The sequence below is a fragment of the Leifsonia sp. NPDC102414 genome (assembly GCF_044765685.1).
Lineage (GTDB): Bacteria > Actinomycetota > Actinomycetes > Actinomycetales > Microbacteriaceae > Leifsonia.
Genome location: NZ_JBIWKN010000009.1, coordinates 1 through 16,783, shown reverse-complemented (window position 1 = coordinate 16,783; position 16,783 = coordinate 1). Strand labels below are relative to the sequence as shown.

At 70.4% G+C, this 16,783-nt stretch carries 14 protein-coding genes and 1 pseudogene; 4 read left to right on the top strand and 11 right to left on the bottom strand.

Features of this window, described 5'->3' with window-relative positions; all coding sequences use genetic code 11:
* Window positions 1-26 precede the first annotated feature (26 nt).
* A complete protein-coding gene (locus tag ACIRCZ_RS19870) occupies window positions 27-560 on the bottom strand; it encodes a hypothetical protein (RefSeq protein WP_402856535.1) in 534 nt (177 codons plus the stop codon).
* Window positions 561-1,064: 504 nt separating this feature from the next.
* Here ACIRCZ_RS19870 and ACIRCZ_RS19865 point away from each other — a divergent pair.
* A complete protein-coding gene (locus ACIRCZ_RS19865; protein WP_402856532.1) occupies window positions 1,065-2,288 on the top strand; it encodes an RNA-guided endonuclease InsQ/TnpB family protein in 1,224 nt (407 codons plus the stop codon).
* A 222-nt stretch (window positions 2,289-2,510) separates the two neighbouring features.
* On the opposite strand, the gene ACIRCZ_RS19860 is transcribed toward ACIRCZ_RS19865, so the two are convergent.
* Entirely contained in the window at window positions 2,511-2,963 is a 453-nt protein-coding gene (locus ACIRCZ_RS19860) for a hypothetical protein (protein ID WP_393195881.1), read from the bottom strand.
* 74 nt (window positions 2,964-3,037) lie between these two features.
* On the opposite strand from ACIRCZ_RS19860, the gene ACIRCZ_RS19855 reads away from it, so the two are divergent.
* Window positions 3,038-4,156: a DUF4062 domain-containing protein gene (locus tag ACIRCZ_RS19855; protein ID WP_402856528.1), complete on the top strand. Its 1,119-nt coding sequence runs from the start codon at window positions 3,038-3,040 to the stop codon at window positions 4,154-4,156.
* Between the two features lie 138 nt (window positions 4,157-4,294).
* Here the strand turns inward: ACIRCZ_RS19855 and ACIRCZ_RS19850 are convergent, their stop codons facing one another.
* From ACIRCZ_RS19850 to ACIRCZ_RS19835, 4 genes are all read right to left on the bottom strand, one after another.
* Window positions 4,295-5,071, bottom strand: coding sequence for an ABC transporter permease (locus ACIRCZ_RS19850; protein ID WP_402856525.1), 777 nt, complete (start codon window positions 5,069-5,071; stop codon window positions 4,295-4,297).
* Window positions 5,068-6,039 (bottom strand): ATP-binding cassette domain-containing protein, encoded by a 972-nt coding sequence (locus ACIRCZ_RS19845; protein WP_402856523.1) that lies wholly within the window; start codon window positions 6,037-6,039, stop codon window positions 5,068-5,070. The genes ACIRCZ_RS19850 and ACIRCZ_RS19845 overlap by 4 nt, the downstream gene beginning before the upstream one ends.
* Before the next feature lie 55 nt (window positions 6,040-6,094).
* Window positions 6,095-6,766 carry a DUF4097 family beta strand repeat-containing protein gene (locus tag ACIRCZ_RS19840; RefSeq protein ID WP_081222039.1) on the bottom strand — a complete coding sequence of 224 codons (672 nt, stop codon included), beginning with the start codon at window positions 6,764-6,766 and terminating at the stop codon, window positions 6,095-6,097.
* Between the two features lie 333 nt (window positions 6,767-7,099).
* Entirely contained in the window at window positions 7,100-9,355 is a 2,256-nt protein-coding gene (locus ACIRCZ_RS19835; RefSeq protein ID WP_402856521.1) for an MMPL family transporter, read from the bottom strand.
* A 682-nt stretch (window positions 9,356-10,037) separates the two neighbouring features.
* On the opposite strand from ACIRCZ_RS19835, the gene ACIRCZ_RS19830 reads away from it, so the two are divergent.
* Window positions 10,038-10,823: an MBL fold metallo-hydrolase gene (locus ACIRCZ_RS19830; protein ID WP_402856518.1), complete on the top strand. Its 786-nt coding sequence runs from the start codon at window positions 10,038-10,040 to the stop codon at window positions 10,821-10,823.
* Here the strand turns inward: ACIRCZ_RS19830 and ACIRCZ_RS19825 are convergent.
* Both ACIRCZ_RS19825 and ACIRCZ_RS19820 read right to left on the bottom strand, forming a co-directional pair.
* Window positions 10,820-12,319, bottom strand: a complete 1,500-nt coding sequence (locus ACIRCZ_RS19825) for an MFS transporter (RefSeq protein ID WP_402856515.1) — start codon at window positions 12,317-12,319, stop codon at window positions 10,820-10,822. The two genes, ACIRCZ_RS19830 and ACIRCZ_RS19825, sit on opposite strands and share 4 nt — an antisense overlap.
* A gap of 147 nt (window positions 12,320-12,466) precedes the next feature.
* Complete coding sequence (locus ACIRCZ_RS19820; RefSeq protein WP_081222043.1) at window positions 12,467-13,198, bottom strand: helix-turn-helix domain-containing protein; 732 nt, start codon at window positions 13,196-13,198, stop codon at window positions 12,467-12,469.
* Window positions 13,199-13,448: 250 nt separating this feature from the next.
* Between ACIRCZ_RS19820 and ACIRCZ_RS19815 the strand changes: the two genes are divergently transcribed.
* Complete coding sequence (locus ACIRCZ_RS19815; protein ID WP_401780923.1) at window positions 13,449-14,123, top strand: DUF4097 family beta strand repeat-containing protein; 675 nt, start codon at window positions 13,449-13,451, stop codon at window positions 14,121-14,123.
* A 20-nt stretch (window positions 14,124-14,143) separates the two neighbouring features.
* Here the strand turns inward: ACIRCZ_RS19815 and ACIRCZ_RS19810 are convergent, their stop codons facing one another.
* The 3 genes and pseudogenes from ACIRCZ_RS19810 to ACIRCZ_RS19800 form a co-directional block, all read right to left on the bottom strand.
* Window positions 14,144-14,944 (bottom strand): methylmalonyl-CoA mutase family protein, encoded by an 801-nt coding sequence (locus ACIRCZ_RS19810; RefSeq protein ID WP_402856512.1) that lies wholly within the window; start codon window positions 14,942-14,944, stop codon window positions 14,144-14,146.
* A 296-nt stretch (window positions 14,945-15,240) separates the two neighbouring features.
* Complete coding sequence (locus tag ACIRCZ_RS19805) at window positions 15,241-16,293, bottom strand: 2-oxoacid:ferredoxin oxidoreductase subunit beta (protein ID WP_081222046.1); 1,053 nt, start codon at window positions 16,291-16,293, stop codon at window positions 15,241-15,243.
* Window positions 16,283-16,783 (bottom strand): annotated as a pseudogene (locus tag ACIRCZ_RS19800) (2-oxoglutarate ferredoxin oxidoreductase subunit alpha); the annotation flags it as partial. The gene ACIRCZ_RS19805 and the pseudogene ACIRCZ_RS19800, both read right to left, overlap by 11 nt.

Genomic DNA, 16,783 nt, shown 5'->3' with positions numbered 1-16,783 from the left:
TGGCCGGGAGTGCCCGTCCGAGGCGGTCAGGCGGCGCGGCAGAGCATTGCCGGGACGGTCGGTGCCGTGGTCTCGGTGTCGGCCGTCCTCGCCGGCACGGGCCGGACGGTGTGGTCGGCGGCCACCGCCTGGGTGCGGTGGCCGCGGGCGAAGACGACCATGCGCAGCACTGCGAAGCGTGCGAGGCCGGCAAGGGCGGATGCGGTGAGGTAGACGCTCTGCTCGAGCATCGCGCTGGGGGCAGCAACCAGTTGGTGCAGGACGAAGGTGGCGGTGCAGGTGACGGTGAAGGCGGCGGCCGCGGAGCCGGCGGACTGCAGGTGCTGGCGCCCACTCGCGCGGGTGCCGGCTCCGAAGGAGAAGCGGGCGTGCAGGTCGGTGGCCAGGAGCGTGGACAGGACGGTGATCAGGGCGTTGGCCAGGCCCCAGGGCAGCTGGGTGGCGAGGGCTGCGACGGCGAGGCTGGAGGCGAGTCCCACGGTGCCGCCCAGGAGCGTGAAGCGGGCGAAGGCGGTGAACGCGCCGGGTGCGGCCTGCTGTTGGTCGTGTGTTCCGGTCATGACCTGCCCCCTCGTTCGCTCGCTGCGTGGACGCGTCACCGGGCCAGTGAGGCCTTCGACACCATCGTTTCCGATGACAGAAACGCTACGTTGCATTCATGGTTTTGACAACGCAATTATTGCGCTCAAGATGAGTAATTGCAGGTAGAGTTTCCAAAAGTGTTGCAATGGCCCGGAGGTAAGGCAACGGACGTTGCGTCTTTCTATTGCAATGGATTGAACGTGAACGCTATGCCGCAATCCGGCCCGACCTCAGGGCGCACCGTTGCACGCGAGCGGGCGGGCGGCGCCCTGCCGCCGGCCGGCCCCTTCGCCGGGCCGGTTGCAGGCACGACGGTCGAGCGCGGGGCAGTTCACCGCCCCTCCCCCAGGGCCGGCCCTCCTCGGCGGGAGCAGCAGTGGCACCTCCCGGGCCGGCAGTACCCGTATCCCCTCAGCAGACGCACTCCGAGCTGGACTTGACCTGGGCGAGAGGCTCGGAAGTGTCTGGGTACGATGATCGTCATGCAGCTCCGGTACCGGTTCCGCCTGTACCCGGACGGTCCTCAGCGTGCCGCGCTGGCGCAGGCGTTCGGGTGTGCGCGGGTGGTGTTCAACGACGCGCTGCGCGCCCGTGAGGACGCCCGGGCCGCGGGCCTGCCCTACGTCACCCAGGGGCAGCTGTCCAAGGCGCTGACGGCCTCGAAGAAGACTCCCGAACGGGCCTGGCTCAACGAGGTGTCCGCGGTGGTGCTGCAGCAGTCGCTGCGGGACCTGGACGCCGCCTACCGGCACTTCTTCGACGGCCTTCAGGGCAAACGGCCCCGGGTCAATGTGCCGCGGATGAAGTCCCGCAAGACCTCGCACCACTCCGTGCGCTTCACCACGGGCGCGTTCAAGGTAACCGACGGCGGCAAGCTGCGCCTGGCGAGGATCGGGGAAGTGCGGGTGCGATGGTCCCGCGCGCTGCCCTCGCCGCCGTCCTCGGTAGCGGTCATCAAAGACAGCGCGGGCCGCTACTTCGGCTCGTTCACCGTGAACAGCGGCCCCGACGAAGCCCTGCCCCCCGTCTCCTCCGAGGTGGGCATCGATCTCGGACTCACACACTTCGCGGTGCTCAGCGACGGCCGCAAGATCACCTCCCCGCGGTTCCTGCGCCGGGCGGAGAAGAAACTCAAGCGCGCCCAGCGCTCCCTGGCGCGCAAGAAGCCGGGCAGCCACAACCGGGAGAAGGCCCGGCACAAGGTCGCCCGCATACACGCGCGGGTCGCCGACGCACGGCGCGACTTCCACCACCAGCTCTCGACCAGGATCATCCGCGAGAACCAAGCGGTCGCCGTCGAGACCCTGCCGGTGGAGAAACTCGTCCGCACGCGCCTGGGCAAGTCCGTGCGCGACGCCGGCTGGTCGGTGTTCGTGGACATGCTCGAGTACAAGGCGGCCCGCTACGGGCGCACCTTCACCAAGATCGGCCGCTACGAGCAGACCTCCCAGACCTGCTCGGTCTGCCACGTCAACAGCGGCCCCAAGGCCCTGGACATCCGGAAATGGACGTGCCCCGCCTGCGGGACACCTCTGGACCGGGACGTGAACGCGGCTATCAACATCGCGACGGCGGCCGGACTGGCCGTGACAGCCTGTGGAGCGCGGGTAAGACCAGGATCCGTCCCGGCACCGCACCATGAAGCAGGAACCCACCCGAAGCCGCGCCGGCCAACGGCACGACAGGCGCGAATCGCCCACCGCTAGGCGGGCGAGGAAGTCAATTGGGATCCGCGTTGTACCAGGCCCAGAACCGGTAATGACTCCGCCAAGGGTGGGCCGTGAGCCAGTCAGCACGGCGGCCCGGCTGAGCACACTCCCGTGGAGCGCAGCTGAAGACCAGCGATGCCAATCCGAACGCACTAGGAGCCAGGAGTGCGCACCGGCCCTGCCAGTCAGCGCAGCGGCTCGACGCCCCCGAGACCCGCGTCAGGACACAGCCACACACAGGCTGAACAGACACAGTCCGTACAGAGTGATGGCAAGGTGCAGGATCACCCACAGCCGATGAAGGCGAATCCGGTGTAGGCGAGGAAAGCTGCGGTAGTGGTCGGCTCTCGCCTGCACCAGCCTCTCGTCGGAACTGAGCACTCCCAGGTTCACCAACTCCCTGGTCAAGGCTCGTGCCTGAGAAAGGTGGTAGGAAGCCCGCTCGAAGTATTTGGAGACGGCTACCGCTCCATATCCTCCGGCCAGCGCGACGAATAGACACAAAGGCATGACATACATCGAAAATTTCTGCTGAACTACGAGAGCACTCAAAGCAGCGGTGATGACAAGCAGGAGGTTGGTCAGTGTTGAACGTTGAGTCTCACACTGACGGAGCTGCTCGCGATGCTCTTTCCAGTAGGCGCGTATCGCCTCTTCCGAGACCTCAGCCATGAAGCAACTCCCGCATATCAGACCAGTCGTTTGGTTCGTTTCGGCGAGCCACTCAGTAGTGGAGACACCCTAGCGTGAGAATCTTCGTCAGCAGTGTTCGCAAGGGACTTGAAGAGGAGCGCGACGCGCTACCTGGATTCATCCGCGCGCTGGGGCATACGCCGGTGCTGTTCGAAGACTTCTCGGCGCAGCCCACGCCTAGCCGCGAAGCATGCCTGAAGGCTCTCGACTCTGCAGATGTCTCCGTCTTCCTGCTCGGACCGTCCTACGGCCACGTCTTCCAGGAGACAGGCCAGTCGGCAACACACGATGAGTGGGTGGCGGCAAAGACCGCGGGCAAACCACGCTGGGTCTATCGCAAGCAAGGTGTCACGTTCGAGGACGCCCAGCAGTCTTTCGCCCGGGACGTCGAGGCCTACGCCACCGGAGTGTTCCGTGACTCGTTCAAGACCACTGCCGAGCTGATGACCAAATTGGCGGAGAAGGTGAACGAGCTCGGCTCTATGCCATCTCCGCTATCTTTCGCGCCACTCACACAACCTGTTTCGTTGCAGTGGAGCCTCGACGAGGCCGGCGTCGAAGGCGGCACCCCCATTCCCCTCGTGGAACTGCATGTCCTTCCAGTGGGCTTCACCGGCCACTCGGCCCGCCAACTGGAGGAACTCAGCACATCACTGGCGGACCGAATCCGACAGACCGGGGCCGTCAACGACAACGCATCTCTCACGCTCTCCAGTTCCCAGGCGCATGCAACCGTGAGCATCCCCCTGACCCGACCGCATCGTTGGGATGACCCTCGGCCTGGAGAACCAGTGGAAGTATGCCTGCACAAGACCGGTCAGGTCTCCCTGCGGGCCACACTTCCCAGAGACGGCATGGGTTCCATCCTCGATCAGGACGCTCTGCCTCGGCAGATCTCTGCCCTGCTGAGGTTCATCGGTGCGCTGAACCTCATCCAGCACGAACGCATCGTCGTAGCGGCTGGGGTGTCCGCACCCCGGCACACCCAGCTCGACAGGTTCAACCCGCACCAGTCCCGCACTCGTGCCGAACTCAGCGCCTACACGCGCTCGTTCACCCTGCAAACCGAGCCGGACGAGTCAATCTCCCTGGCTGCCCTGGACACCGGATCAGACGAGGTTGCCAAGCCCCTCGCCCGAGCACTGATCAAGCAGCACCCTTCAGGCGCTTAAGAGCATGCCAACTCAGTAGCACTGCCAGTTCCAGATGCGTGACGGAATGCAGCGGCGGCGCACTCCGGCGGGTTGCCGGGGTGCGCCGTTCTGGGGTGGGGCGGGTGTGCGGGGCCGGTGCCCGCGGGTGTCACGGTGTCATTTCGCGTCCGCGTTGTACTGGGCCTGCGACCAGCGCCAGCCGAGCACGCTCAGGGCCGCGCACCAGAGCAGGGCGATCCACCAGTTGTTGCCGATCTGTGTGCCCAGCAGGAGGCCGCGCAGGGTCTCGATCGCCGGGGTGAAGGGCTGGTAGTGGGCGATCGGCTGGAACCAGCCCGGCATCGAGTCCAGCGGGACGAAGGCGCTGGAGATGAGCGGCAGCAGGATCAGCGGCATGGCGTTGTTGCTGGCCGCTTCGGCGTTGGGGCTGCCGAGGCCCATGCCGACGGCGATCCAGGTGAAGGCGAGGGCGAAGAAGGCGAGGAGGCCGAGGGCGGCGAGCCATTCCAGGATGCTCGCGTCGGTGGAGCGGAAGCCCATGGCCACGCCCACGGCGCCGACGAGGACGACGCTGAGGATGGCCTGCAGGACGCTTCCGACGACGTGCCCGAACAGGACCGAGCCGCGGTGGATGGCCATGGTGCGGAAGCGGGCGATGATGCCCTCGTTCATGTCGGTGGCGACCGAGACGGCGGTGCCGACGACGGTGGAGCCGATCGTCATGAGCAGGATGCCGGGGACGATGTAGGCGATGTAGGCGGAGCGGCCGGCGCCGCCGCTCATGGTGTTGCCGAAGATGTAGACGAACAGCAGGAGCAGCATCACGGGGGTGAGCAGCAGGTTGAGGGTGAGGGAGGGGTAGCGGCGGGCGTGCAGGAGGTTGCGGCGCAGCATGGTGGAGGAGTCGCGCACGGCGAGGGAGAGGGAGCTCATCGGACGGTCTCCTTGGACGGGGCGGGCTGGGCGGGGAGGGTGGTGTTGCCGGTGAGGGCGAAGAAGACGTCGTCCAGGTCGGGTGTGTGGACGGTGAGTTCGTCGGCTTCGATGCCGGCGGTGTCGAGGCGGTCGAGGATGGTGCGCAGTTCGCGCTGGCTGCCGTCGCTGGGGAACTGCAGGGACAGCGCTTCGTCGTCGCGGGTGGACTCGCCGAGTGCGTCGGCGGCTCTCTGGTAGGCGGTGGGGTCGGTGAAGCGCAGGCGGATGTGTCCGCCGGGGATGAGGCGCTTGAGTTCCTCGGCCGTGCCCTCGGCGGCGATCTTCCCGTCGTTCAGGACGGCGATGCGGTCGGCGAGTTCGTCGGCCTCCTCCAGGTACTGCGTGGTGAGGAAGACCGTGGTCCCGCCGGTGACGAGTTCCCGGATGATCTGCCACATGTTGTGCCGCGAACGCGGGTCCAGACCGGTGGTCGGCTCGTCGAGGAAGATGATCCGCGGGCCGCCGACCAGCGTCATCGCGATGTCCAGACGGCGCTTCATACCGCCCGAGTAGGTCGACGCCGGCTTCCCCGCCGCCTCCACCAGGTCGAACCGCTCCAGGAGTTCGGCCGCCACCCGCCGGCCCTGCGCCTTCGGCAGGTGGTGCAGGTCGGCCATCAGGAGCATGTTCTCCTCTCCCGTGATCAGCCCGTCCACCGCCGAGAACTGCCCCGTCACCCCGATGACACCGCGCGCGGCCTGCGCGTCGGATGCCAGGTCGTGGCCGCCCACCCGGATCTGCCCGGAACCCGCGTCGGGGCTGATGAGCGTCGAGAGGATCTTCACCGCCGTCGTCTTGCCGGCACCGTTGGGACCCAGCAGGGAGAAGACGGTGCCTTCCGGAACGGTCAGGTCGACACCGTCGAGTACGACCTTGTCACCGTAGGACTTGCGCAACCCGTGCGCCGCGATGGCCAGGTTGGTCATGAGGGGGACTCCTTTGAGGCTGCGGGTGGTGATGGTGTCGTGGGGGCGTGGGGGGTCAGTTGCTGGTGGCGGTGATGTCGCCCTGGGCGGTGGTGGCGCGGATGGTGAGGGCGGGGGCGTGGCCGGTGTTCTTCAGGGCGTTGCTGATGCGGCCGTGGGTGGTGCCGGCGTCGAGGGTGGCGGAGACGCCGGGGGTGGCGCCGATGGTGATGTCGCCGGATTCGGTGCGCAGGGTGACGGTGCCGCCGGTGGCCTCGGTGACGGTGAGGTCGCCTTTTTGGGTGCTGATGTCGGCGGGTCCGCCGAGGCGGCCCACGGTGATGTCGCCTGCCATGAGGGTCAGGTGGGCGCCTGCGGTCTCGTCGAGTTTGAGGGTGCCCTGGGCGCCTTCGAAGGTGACGTCGCCGAGGCGGCCCACGCCGCGGAAGTCGGCGGCGGCGGTCTTGGCCTCGACGCGGGAGCCGACGGGGAGGTGGACGGTGATCTCGACCGATCCGGAACCGGTGCCGAGGATGCGGTTCTTGGCCGGTGCGGCCTCGATGCGCAGGACGCCGTCGGCGTGGACGACCGTGACCTGCTCCGCCGCCTTCACGTCCCGGCTCTTGGCCGCGTCCGCCGGCAGGACCTCCACCGTGGCGTCCCCCCGGTCGGCGGCGATGACCTCGATCCGGCCCGCAGGAATGTCGATGACGGCCGAGACGGGGGCGGGCGTGTCGAACTTCTGCATCGTGCTCTCCTTGTCCTGCACCGCGCGCCCCTACGGCGCCCGCGCTTTCCGATGACAGAAACGCTACGTTGCATTCATGGTTCTGGCAACACTGTTGTTGCGCAAGCCGACGATAACTGCTGGTAAATGCGCGAAAGTTGTTGCAATCGTCTCGCGCATAACGCAACGTCTCAGCCCGAAGCTTGTTGCAATGATTGAGGGTGAACGCTATCCGTGGACGGCCACCGGCCGGTGGTGCCGGCAGCGGCCACGACGCCACCGGCCGGTGGCCGGTGGCGTCGTGGCGTTGTCCGGTCGCGCGCTCCTGCCGGTCCGGGGCCCGAGGGCCGTGGCTCAGCGGATGAGTTCGCGCTCGCGCTTGGGACTGCGGGACGACCGGGGCGGGCCGGCGGGGCCGTGGCGCAGTTCCGCGCCCTCGACGTCCAGGTTGGGCAGGAGCCTGTCGAGCCACTTCGGCAGCCACCAGGCCTTGGCGCCCAGCAGGGCGAACAGGGCCGGGACGATGGCCATGCGGACGACGAAGGCGTCGAAGAGCACGGCGGAGGCCAGCGCGAAGCCCATCATCTTGACGAGGTCGTTGTCCTCGGCGATGAAGCCGGAGAAGACGCTGATCATGATGACGGCGGCGGCCGAGACGACGCGGCCGCCGAAGCGGAAGCCGGTGACGACGGCCTCGGCGGGAGTGGCGCCGTGGGTGTAGGCCTCGCGCATGCGGCTGACGAGGAACACCTCGTAGTCCATGGCGAGTCCGAAGACCACGCCGATCATGAGGATGGGCATGGTGCTCACGATGGGACCGGGCTGGTCGATGCCGAACAGGCCGGCGAGGTGGCCCTGCTGGAAGACCGCGACGACCGCGCCGAGCGCCGCGCCCACCGACAGCAGGAACCCCAGGGCCGCCTTGAACGGGACCAGGAGCGAGCGGAAGACCACCATCAGGAGCAGGAAGGCCAGGCCCACGACGAGGGCGAGGTAGGGCAGCAGCGCCTTGTCCAGGGTGTGGGAGAAGTCGATGATCAGGGCCGTCTGACCGGTGATCAGGATCTCGGAGCCGGTGCCCTTCTCCAGGCCGCCGGCGCTGTCGCGCAGGGAGCGGACCAGGTCCTCGGTCGCGGCCTTGCCCGGGCCGCTGGCGGGGATGACGTTGAAGAGGGCGGTGTCGCCCGCCGGGTTGACGGTCGGCGGGGCGACGGAGGCGACGCCGTCCTGTGCGGCGAAGCGCTGGGCGACCCGCTTGGCCACGGCGGCGGCCTTCGGGGCTTCGACGGTCACGGTGAGCGGGCCGTTGAAGCCGTCGCCGAAGGACGCCGAGAGCATGTCGTAGGCCTTGCGCTGGGTGGTGTCGGTGGCCATCGTGCCCTCGCCGGGCAGACCCAGGCGCAAGTTCGCGGCGGGCACGGCCAGCGCGCCCAGGCCGACGACGCCGACCAGCAGGACGGCGACCGGGTGGCGCAGGACGTAACCGGCCCAGCGTGAGCCGAGGTTGGGGTGGCGCCGGGCCTGCTTGGCCGCCAGCTTGGCCGCCTTGCGCTGCTTTCGGGGTGAGAGGGGCTTGCTGCGGAACGCGGCGCGGTCGCGGCGGCGCAGGACGCGGATCGGGGCGAAGGCGAGCAGGGCGGGGACCAGGGTGGTGGCGATGAGGACGGCCACGGCGACGGTGCCGGCGGCGGCCAGGCCCATCTTGGTCAGGACCGGGATGTTCACCACGCTCAGGCCGGCGAGCGCGACGATGACGGTGAGGCCGGCGAAGACGACGGCGGAGCCCGCGGTGCCGACCGCCCGTCCGGCGGCCTCCTCGCGATCGTGGCCCTCCAGTTTCTCCGAGCGGTAGCGGGAGACGACGAACAGCGCGTAGTCGATGCCGACCGCCAGGCCCAGCATCATCGCCAGGTTGGAGGTGGTCGCGGACAGGCCGAGTGTGCTGCCCAGGGCGGTGATGGCGCTGATGCCGATGCCGACGCCGACGACGGCGGTCAGCAGCGGCATGCCGGCGGCGATCAGGGAGCCGAAGGTGAGCAGCAGGACGAGGGCGGAGATCAGGACGCCGATCTTCTCGCCGACGCCGCTCATGGCGGTGTCGACCTTCACCGCGTCGCCGCCGGCCTCCACGGTCAGGCCCGCGCTCCGGCCCGTACGCAGGCTCTTGTCCAGCGCGTCGTGCTGGGCGTCGGTGAGTTCGGTGCCGCTCGCCTTGTAGGTGGCGACCGCGTAGGCGGTGGTGCCGTCCTTGCTGACCGCGCCGGTGGTGAACGGGTCGGTGACCCGGGTGACGCCCGGGTTGTCGCCGAGGTCGCCGACGAGGTCGGCGACCGACTTCTTGTTGGCGGTCTCGGTGATCCGCTCCCCCTTCGGGGCGCGGACCACGACCCGGGCGCTTGCACCTTCGGCGCCTGCGGCCGGGAACTTCTCCTCCAGCAGGTCGAAGGCCTTCTGCGACTCGGTGCCCGGCATGGAGAAGGTGTCGGCGGGAGGCGCGGGGGCCGAGGAGGCCGCGAATCCCGCACCGAAGAGAACCAGCAGCCACAGCAGTACCGTCAGGCCTCGCCTGCGGAACGCGAATCGGCCCAGTCTGTAGAGCAACGTCGCCATGGTGGGGGGCTCCCGTCGGGATCGGATGGCACCAAGACCCGCGCAGGTTAACAAACCGCAGTGGCGGTTTACTTACGTCGACGGTGATTCTCCGCCACTCCCGGGACCGCCCTCGAGCGCGCCTCCGGCGGCTCTCGAGCGGGCCTCGCGGCACGGCGGAACACGGGCCCCCGCACACCCCCGCACCCCCGCGGTGCGCCACCCCTCCCCCGGCCGCGCCCGGCACACGCCTGAGGCACCGGGACAGCCTGCCGGAGCGCGCTCGAAGCCTGGTCGAGTCCCGCTCGCCCCCAACGGGAGCCCCGGGCAGGCCCGTTCGGCGGTGAGGGGCACGCCTGGTCGGAGGCCTCGGGCGCGCCCGTTCGGCGGCGCCGGTGGTCCGCGCCGGTGGCGGCGGCAGCGCCGCACGAAGGACGTCCGGATCCGGGCGTCCGACGCGGTGCCCGGCGTGCGTCCACGCCGGGCGGGTAGGCGAGGTGTTGATCAGGCCGGCGGTGTCCTGCCGCCCGAAGGGCGCACGCGCGCGGTCCAGGTTCCCTCGTCCATCGCTCAACTATGGCTGTACGGGAGGCGGTTAGCCTTCCGATCATGGCCCGCTCGGCTCCGGGCCGCCGCGCCGGGACGCTCCGACGGGAGGAAGGGCCGGGTCTGCCCGCCTCCCCACACGACAAGGACTGCGTTTGTGAAAGTTCATCACCTGAACTGCGGCACCATGCATCCGCCCGGCGCGCGCCTGGTGTGTCATGTGCTGCTCCTGGAGACCGCCGGCGGTCTGGTCCTCGTCGACTCCGGGTACGGGCTCGACGACATCGCCGATCCCGGGCGCCGGGTCGGGCCCTCCCGGCGTTTCGTGCGGCCCGTGTTCGACGTCGAGGAGACGGCCGTACGGCAGGTCGAGAGGCTCGGGTTCCGCCGCGAGGACGTCCGTCACATCGTGCTGACGCATTTCGACTCCGACCACATCGGGGGGCTGTCCGACTTCCCCGACGCGCAGGTCCACCTCACCGCCGACGAGGCGAGGGGCTCCGTCCACTCCCCCACCTGGCGGGAGCGGATCCGCTACCGGCGGCCGCAGTGGGAGCACGGCGTGAAGCTCGTCGAGCACCGTCCCGACGGTGAGCGGTGGCGCGGCTTCGCGGCGGCGCGTGAACTCGACGCGATCGCGCCCGGGATCGTACTGATCGCCCTGCCCGGGCACAGCCGGGGGCACGCCGCCGTCGCCGTGGAGTCGGACAGCGGATGGCTGCTGCACGCCGGGGACGCCTTCTACCATCTGGGCGTCCTGGACCGGCGCTCCCCCGTCCCGCGCACGCTCAGCGGCATGGAGTCCTTCATCGCGTACGACATCAAGCAGGTGCGCGACAACCATGCGCGGCTCGCCGAGCTGTACGAGCGCGGGGAGCCCGATCTGCTCATCGTCAACGCCCACGACCCCGTGCTGTTCGAGCAGGCCCTCGCGCGCGTCTAGCGGGGCCGGCCGGCTGGGGGGTCGGTGGCGGGCGGCGGGGCGGGCGCCGGTGTGCGGGGCCCTGGCTTCGGGGGCTGCCGCACGGTCAGCTGGGCCCGGCGTACGTCGCCGGAGAGGAGGCCGACGACGGCGGCGCTCGCGCTGATGCCCGCGCCGATGAGGAACATCGGGGTCACTCCGACCGCGCCGGCCGCGAGTCCGAACAGGGGGAAGACGAGCGGGGCGAGGCCGACGTGGGACAGGGCCAGGACGCCGGCCACGCGGCCCTGGTAGGCGGCGGCCGTGTTGTGCTGGATCAGGGCGATGGACAGGCCTCCGCACACGCCGCCCACCAGTCCCGCGAAGCCGGCGACCGTCGCCGCGCCGGCCACCGTCGGCAGCAGACCGATGGCGCCGATCGCCGCGGAGGCGACGACGAGCGTGCCGGCCTGGACCGTTCCGGCGCGCCGGATCCGTCCCATGAGGGACAGGCCCACGGCTCCCAGTCCGGCCCCGACCGCGAACGCGCCGAGGATCCAGCCGATCGAGGAAGCCCCGAAGCCCCGCTCCCCCGCCAGGAGGAACACTCCCACCTGGAGCGGCGCCATGAACCCGATCTCGCTCAGCGCGGTGGCGAGCACGAGCGGTCCCACCAGGCGGTGGCGGCGGATGTAGCGCAGTCCGTCGGCCAGGTCCTGCCAGGGGGTGCCGGGTCCGGCCGCGCCCGGCTCCGCCGGCAGGGGCGCGATGCGCACGCCGGCCAGGAGGAGGAGGGAGAACGCGAACAGCACCCCGGCCGTCGCGAAGGCGGCCTCGCCGTGGTGGGCGAGGGCGAACCCGGCCAGGGGCGGGCCCACCGCCTTGCCGATCCGGATCGCCAACTGCCGCATGCCGACCAGGCGGACGACCTCGTCGGGGGCGGTGAGTCGTGGGGGCAGCGCGCCCACCGCCGGCATGAACAGGGCGTCCACCACCCCGAAGACCAGCGCCACCACCACCAGCAGCCAGATCCTGGGTGTGCTGAGCCACAGCACCGCGGCGAGCGCGAGGATCACCGCGGCCCGCAGGGCGTCGGAACCGATGACGACCTTGCGCGGATCGAACCGGTCGGCCACCACACCGCCCAGCAGCATCAGCAGCGCCCTGGGGACGGCACCCACCGCCAGCACCATGCCGACCTGTGCCGGCCCGGCGAACTGCGCGGCCGCCCAGCCCAGCGCGAGGAAGTAGACGCTGTCGCCGACGATGGACGCGAAGTAGGCGGTCAGCCAGCGCAGCACGTTCGTGTCGCGGTGCGCGGGGCGGGCCGGCCGTGCCGGGCTCCGCCCGGACGGGCCGGGCCGGCCGGACGCCGCGCCGGACGCGTCCGAAGGCGTGCATGTTCCCTTGCCCGCAAGGGGGTTGGGCGGGGGGCCCGCCTCCGGGACGAGGGTGGCGGCGCGGGGCCCGGGGCCGGTGGGCGGGGCGGAGCCGCCGGACCTCGGGAACCCGGCTCTGACGGCGTCGGCATCGGTCACAGCCGGGATCCTCACCTCAATCTCCATACGGGACAAGGGATTCCGGTACGTCCTGGGCCAGGGCTCCACCGGCGTTCCGGCGGAAGCCTTCCCGCCGGACGCGGGTGGGACCGGCGGAGCGGGCGGGTCCCGCGGCCGGATCGCGGCTCAGTCGGTTTCGTCCGGTGTCGTCTCGGGCTTGGTGTAGAGGACCTCGCGGGCCTGTTCCGCGGCGCGGGCGAGGCTCTCGGAGACGTAGTCGAGGAAGCGGGCGATGTTCTCCAGGCGGTTGCCGGCCGGGGTGCCGTGGCCCAGGACGCCGACGCCCTGGCGTGCGGTCTCCACGATCTGGGCGGTGGAGCGGGCGCTGGCCATCATGGACTGGTACCAGACGTCGTCGTCGACGACGTAGCGCTCGCGGCGGCGTTCGTCGCGCTCCCTGCGGACCAGGCCCTGGCTCTCCAGGAACGCGATGGCCTTGGAGATGGACGCCGGGCTGACCTGGAGGCGCTGGACGAGTTCGGCGGCGGTGAGGCTGCCGGAGTCGGTGAGGGTGAGGCAGGCCATCACGCGGGCCATCATCGTGGGCGCGCCCGAGGCCATGAAGACGGTGGTGAGCACCTCTTCGTACTCGCGTACGGCCTGTTCGTGGCGGCCTTGCGGCTGGGGTGTCCTCGCGTCCCGGGGGGTGGCCTGCTTGCGGCGGTGGGCGCGGTGTTCGGTGGCCCGGTGGGCGAGGTCGGCGCGGTAGGAGGTGGGGCCGCCGTTGCGCATCACCTCGCGCGTGATGGTGGAGGTCGGGCGGTCCAGGCGTCGGGCGATCTCGGCGTAGGCGAGGCCGTCGGCCAGTCCCAGCGCGATCTGCTGGCGTTCCTGCTGGGTGAGCCTGCCTCCCGGCATCGCGGTCTCCTTCGTCGTGCATGGCGCGTGTTGTCGGGACTATAGCGTTCACGTCCAATTCATTGCAACAACAGAAGTCCGGAGTGTTGCGTTAGATGTTGAACCATTGCAACAATTTCCGTTCTCCCAACTGCAGTTATGCGCCTGTTGCGCAACGACGCTGTTGCTCGATCAGTGAATGCAACGTAGCTTTTCTGTCATCAGAAACCGCGGGCCGCTGGGGCGCGCGATGCAGGAGAAGGAGAGCACGATGCAGAAGTTCGACTCCCCCGCCCCGATCTCCGCCGTTCTCGCCATCCCCGCCGGCCGGGTCCGCCTGGTCGCCGCGGACGGCGCCGACACCGGCGTCGAGGTCGTGCCCGCCGACGCCTCCAGGGGCGCCGACGTGAAGGCGGCCGAGCAGATCACCGTCGCCTACGCCGACGGCGTCCTGCGCATCGAGACCCCGGAGGCCAACAGCCGCCTCCTGGGCGCCGGTTCCGGGGCCGTCGAGGTCACCGTCCAGCTCCCCGCCGGCTCCCGCGTCGAGGTGAGGACCGCCGCCGCCGAGATCAGCGGCACCGGACGCCTCGGCGACGTCACCGCCGAATCCGCCCAGGGCACCATCACCCTCGACGAGACCGCGAGCGCCCGCCTGACCCTCGCCGCCGGTGACATCACCGTGCGCCGGCTCGGCGGCTCCGCCGAGATCAGCACCCAGAAGGGCGACCTGACCATCACCGAAGCCGTGCACGGCACCGTCACCCTGCGCACCGAGGCCGGCCACATCAGCGTCGGCACCGCCCACGGCGTCTCCGCCACCCTGGACGCCGGCACCGGATACGGCCGCGTCGACAACGCCCTGAACAACTCCGAGGGCTCCGCCGCAGGCCTGGCCATCCACGCCACCACCGGCTACGGCGACATCACCGCCCGCAGCAACTGAACGGCAGGGGACGCCGGAGGTCATCCGGCGGAGGAGGTCGAACGGGCATCAGCCGGGCGGCGGATGCCCCACACCTCGCGCAGCGCGCCGCACACCTCGCCGACGGTGGCGCGGGCGCGCAGGGCTTCCCTCATCGGGCGCAGGACGTCGCCGTCGCCCGCCGCCGCCTTCTTCAGCCTGGTGAGTGCGGCGTCCACGTCCCGTTGTTCGCGCCAGGCACGGAGTTTGGCGATGCGTTCGCCCTGCCGCACCGCGGCAGCGGGGTCGGCGGGCGCCGGCCCCTCGGGCCTCTCCGCGTCGAAGGTGACGGAGCCGGTCAGGGGCACGACGTACGCGCCGGGGCCGGTCTCCCGGACCACCTGGCGGGCGTCGGTGGCCCACTGCGGAAGCTCGGTACGGCAGTACCGGACGAGGTCCGCGGCCAGCCGCGCGGACGGGCCCGGCGGGAAGATGCGGTCGCCGTCCGGCACGCACTCCCCCGCCCCGCCGTCCTGGACGATGACGGTGCCGGACAGCCGGCCGGCCGCCACCCCCTGCTCCTCGGCGACCAGTTGGTACAGCAGGAGCAGCGGCGCGGCGCAGGCGCCGCAGCGCATCGAGGTGACGACCTCGTCGAGCGGGATCCCGGCGAACAGCACCCGCATGTCGTCGATCGAGTCGATCGCCACCCCCGCCCGGCCGACCTCAGCGCTCGCCGCCGGCGCGTCGGAGTCGTGCCCGGTCCGGGTCGGCACGTCGAACACCACGGACAGCTCCGTCGTGCCGGCCGCGATCTGCCGCCGGTAGCGGGCGTTGGCCTCGGCCGCAGTGCCGGCGACCAATGCGGTGCACGGCCCCGGCGTGGGCGGACGGTCGGTGCGCGGGTCCGGGTGGGCGACGCGGGTCGAGGGGTGGGCGGACGGCTCCCGGAGCGACTGGTCCGCCTCCCGGAGCCACGTGCCCGCCTCCCCCGGACCTTGGCCGCTCCGCTCCCCCTTCCGCTTCCGCCGGTCCGGGTTCCCGGGCTCGCGAACCGGCGGGCCGTGCACCGGGCCGGCGTGCGGTCGTGGCGCGCCTGTTGCGGTGTGCTCCATGCAGTCCCGTTTCTCGGTGCCCGCCGCGCGGCGGGGGCCGGGGTTCAGCCGACGACGGTCCAGGTGTCGCCGCCGGCGAGCAGTGCCGCGAGGTCTCCCTTGCCGTTCTGCTCGATGGCCGCGTCCAGCTGGTCGGTCATCTGCGTGTCGTAGACGGGACGTTCGACGCTGCGGAAGACCCCGATGGGGGTGTGGTGCAGGGTGTCGGGGTCGGCGAGGCGGGACAGGGCGAACGCTGTGGTCGGGGACGCGGTGTGGGCGTCGTGGACCAGGATCCGGTGCCGGGTCTCGTCCGTCACCGGGACCACGACCAGGTCTCCGGTGACGGGGTCGCGGACGACGCCCTTGGACTGGTCGGTGCCGAAGGTGATGGGCCGGCCGTGTTCGAGGCGGATGACGGCTTCCTCGGCCTGTTGCTTGTCCTTGAGGACCTCGAAGGCGCCGTCGTTGAAGATGTTGCAGTTCTGGTAGATCTCCACCAGCGCGGTGCCCGGGTGGGCGGCGGCCTGGCGCAGGACGTCGGTGAGGTGCTTGCGGTCGGAGTCGACCGTACGGGCCACGAACGAGGCCTCCGCGCCGATCGCCAGGGACACCGGGTTGAACGGCGCGTCGAGCGAGCCCATCGGCGTCGACTTGGTGATCTTCCCGACCTCGGAGGTCGGCGAGTACTGCCCCTTGGTCAGGCCGTAGATCCGGTTGTTGAACAGCAGGATCTTCAGGTTCACGTTGCGGCGCAGGGCGTGGATGAGGTGGTTGCCGCCGATGGACAGCGCGTCGCCGTCCCCGGTGACTACCCACACGGACAGGTCCCGGCGCGAGGAGGCCAGTCCGGTGGCGATCGCGGGAGCACGCCCGTGGATCGAGTGCATCCCGTAGGTGTTCATGTAGTACGGGAACCGCGAGGAGCAGCCGATCCCGGAGACGAAGACGATGTTCTCCTTCGCCAGCCCCAGCTCCGGCATGAACCCCTGCACCGCCGCCAGGATCGCGTAGTCACCACAGCCCGGGCACCAGCGCACCTCCTGATCGGACTTGAAGTCCCGTGCGGTCAGCGGTACTTCGGGCCTGGGGATGAGGGTCAGGGCCTCAGCGGGCATCGATGGCCTCCTTGAGGGCGGTGGCGAGCTGTTCGGCCTTGAACGGCATGCCGTTGACCTGTGTGTGGGAGTGGGCGTCGACCAGGTACGTGGCCCGGATCAGGGTGGCGAGCTGGCCGAGGTTCATCTCCGGGATCACGACACGGTCGTAGGAGCGAAGGACGTCGCCGAGATTGCGGGGGAAGGGGTTGAGGTGGCGCAGGTGGGCCTGCGCGATGTGTTCGCCGGCGGCGCGGAGCCTGCGTACGGCGGCGGTGATGGGCCCGTAGGTGGAACCCCAGCCCAAAACGAGCGTGTTCGCTTCGCCGGTGGGGTCGTCGACGTCGAGGTCGGGGACCTGGATGCCGTCGATCTTGGCCTGCCGGGTGCGGACCATGAACTCGTGGTTGGCGGGATCGTAGGAGATGTTCCCGCTGCCGTCCTGCTTCTCGATCCCGCCGATCCGGTGCTCGAGCCCCGGCGTCCCCGGGACCGCCCAGGGACGGGCCAG